The 2267-nt window shown below is 73.9% G+C and carries 2 protein-coding genes and 1 pseudogene; 1 reads left to right on the forward strand and 2 read right to left on the reverse strand.

Features of this window, described 5'->3' with window-relative positions; genetic code table 11:
• Positions 1–142: 142 nt before the first annotated feature.
• Together idi and HW445_RS27610 are read right to left on the reverse strand one after the other, a co-directional pair.
• Positions 143–718, reverse strand: coding sequence for an isopentenyl-diphosphate Delta-isomerase (gene idi, locus HW445_RS27605; protein ID WP_180223589.1), 576 nt, complete (start codon positions 716–718; stop codon positions 143–145).
• 77 nt (positions 719–795) lie between these two features.
• Positions 796–1740, reverse strand: coding sequence for a cation diffusion facilitator family transporter (locus tag HW445_RS27610; protein WP_180223590.1), 945 nt, complete (start codon positions 1738–1740; stop codon positions 796–798).
• A gap of 260 nt (positions 1741–2000) precedes the next feature.
• Between HW445_RS27610 and HW445_RS27615 the strand changes: the two are divergent.
• A pseudogene (locus HW445_RS27615) lies at positions 2001–2267 on the forward strand (CDP-alcohol phosphatidyltransferase family protein); the annotation flags it as partial.

Raw genomic sequence — 2267 nt, forward strand, 5'->3', positions numbered from 1 at the left:
GCCTGCGAGGTGGAGCACACCGCCACCGGCGGCAAGATCATCTGGGCGGCGCTGCCGCTGCGTCCCGCCCGACTCCGCTGAGGCCCCGCCCGTGGCGGCGCCCGCGGCCCGACGGCCGCGGGCGGGGAGGGACCGCGGGGCCCTACCAGCCGGCCGACGGGCCGGTCAGCTCACGGATCGCCGGACGGGCGGCGTCGAGGACGGTCATGAACCACGCCGAGAAGGGGTCCTGCGCGTGCCGCTTCTCCAGCTCCTCGGCCGTGACGAAGGCGATGTCGCCGACCTCCTCCGGGTCCGGGCCCGGAGTGCCGCTCACCAGCCCCACGAAGAGGTGGTTGAACTCCTGCTCCACCAGGCCGGAGGCCGGGTCCGGGTGGTTGTAGCGCACCGTGCCCGCCTCGGCGAGCAGCGCCGGGGAGACGCCCAGCTCCTCGAAGGTGCGCCGCGCGGCGGCGGCGAAGGGAGCCTCACCCGGGTAGGGGTGACCGCAGCAGGTGTTCGACCAGACACCGGGGGAGTGGTACTTGCCCAGCGCCCGCTGCTGGAGCAGGAGCCGGCCGCGGGAGTCGAAGAGGAAGACGGAGAACGCGCGGTGCAGCAGGCCCGGAGCCTGGTGGGCGGTGAGTTTCTCCTCCGTGCCGATGGTCACCCCATGTTCATCGACCAGCTCCAGCAGGATGGCCTCGTCCGTCGTCGTGTTCACAGGTGTGCTCGGCATGCCCACAGTCTGCCGTACGCGGGGCCGGTGACGCGGGCAGACCCGGCGGAGCGCCCCCCCGCGCGCCGGAGCACGCGCTAATGGCACAGACCCGCCTCGTGCGCCGCGTGGCCCGCGGGCTCCAGCTGGAAGGTGCAGTGCGCCACGTCGAAGTGGGAGCCCAGGCAGGACTGGAGTTCGCGCAGCGTCCGCTCGTGGCCCTCGCCCGCCAGCGCCTGCGACCCGACCACCACATGGGCGGAGAGCACCGGAAGCCCCGAGGTGATCGTCCACACGTGCAGGTCGTGCACGTCCTCCACCCCCGGCAGCGCCAGCAGGTGCGCCCGCACCCGGCCCAGGTCGACGTCGCGCGGCGCGGCCTCCAGCAGGACGTCCACCGTCTCGCGCAGCAGCCGCCAGGCGCGCGGCACGATCATCAGGGCGATGACCAGCGAGGCGACCGGGTCGGCCGCCCGCCACCCGGTGAGCAGCACCACGGCCGCCGACACCAGCACCGCGACCGACCCCAGCGCGTCCGCGGCCACCTCCAGGAAGGCGCCGCGCACATTGAGGCTCTCCCGCCGGCCGCCCATCAGCAGCAGCAGCGAGACCAGATTGGCGACCAGGCCGACGGCGCCGAAGACCAGGGTCAGGCCGCCCTCCACCTCGGCGGGTTCCAGCATCCGCCGCACCGCCTCGACCACGACGTAGCCGCCCACCCCGAAGAGCAGCAGGCAGTTGGCCAGCGCCGCCAGGATCTCCGCCCGGGCGTAGCCGAAGGTGCGGTGCCCGCCGGCCGGACGGCTCGCGAAGTGCACGGCCAGCAGCGCCATGCCCAGCCCCAGCGCGTCGGTGGCCATGTGCGCGGCGTCCGCCACCAGGGCCAGCGAACCGGCCAGCAGCCCGCCGGCGACCTCGGCCACCGTCACCAGCAGTGTGATCACCAGCGCGGCGCGCAACCGCCCGCGGTGCGCCGCCGTCACGGTCGCACCGGGCCCCGCCCCGTGTCCGTGATGGTGACCGTGCCCGTGTCCGACCCCCATGGGAAACGCCTCCTGTGATCGCCGCCGCCCTCAGTCAACTACGTCCCGGAGCAGGCGGCAACGTGGTGCTGAACACCGTTGTCATATCCTTTGACCTGCGGAAACACTGCGCAGGTCATCGGCCGTGGGACGGGCGGTGATCGCGGAGGTCCGACGATCCGATAGCCTCTGCCGACACGCCCCCGGCCACCGTGAGGGGCGAGCCACCACCAGTACGTCGCCGGCGCCCGGGAGCGCCGCATACCAGGGAGTGAGTACGGTTGCCGACCGCCATCGTCACCGGCCAGCCGGTGCCCGGATCCTCCTTGGCGGACGATCTCGGGTCCCTCGGCTTCGAGGTGCGGACCGCCGCCGACGTCGGTGAGACGGAGGCGCTCCTCGCCGCCGTCCCGGCCGACCGGCGCGTCGCCATCGTCGACGCCCGGTTCATGGGACACGTCCACGCCCTGCGCCTGGGTCTCACCGACCCCCGGTTCCCGGTCTCCGCGCTCCCCGGCGCGGTGTCCGTGCAGCCGGAGGCGCGCCGC

It is taken from the genome of Streptomyces sp. UH6 (assembly GCF_013421635.1).
GTDB classification, from domain to species: domain Bacteria; phylum Actinomycetota; class Actinomycetes; order Streptomycetales; family Streptomycetaceae; genus Streptomyces; species Streptomyces abyssomicinicus.

Bases quoted from the DNA above. Each gene is read 5' to 3' on its own strand.
- idi (WP_180223589.1), bottom strand. From the start codon at position 718: ATGCCGAGCACACCTGTGAACACGACGACGGACGAGGCCATCCTGCTG.
- HW445_RS27610 (WP_180223590.1), bottom strand. From the start codon at position 1,740: ATGGGGGTCGGACACGGGCACGGTCACCATCACGGACACGGGGCGGGG.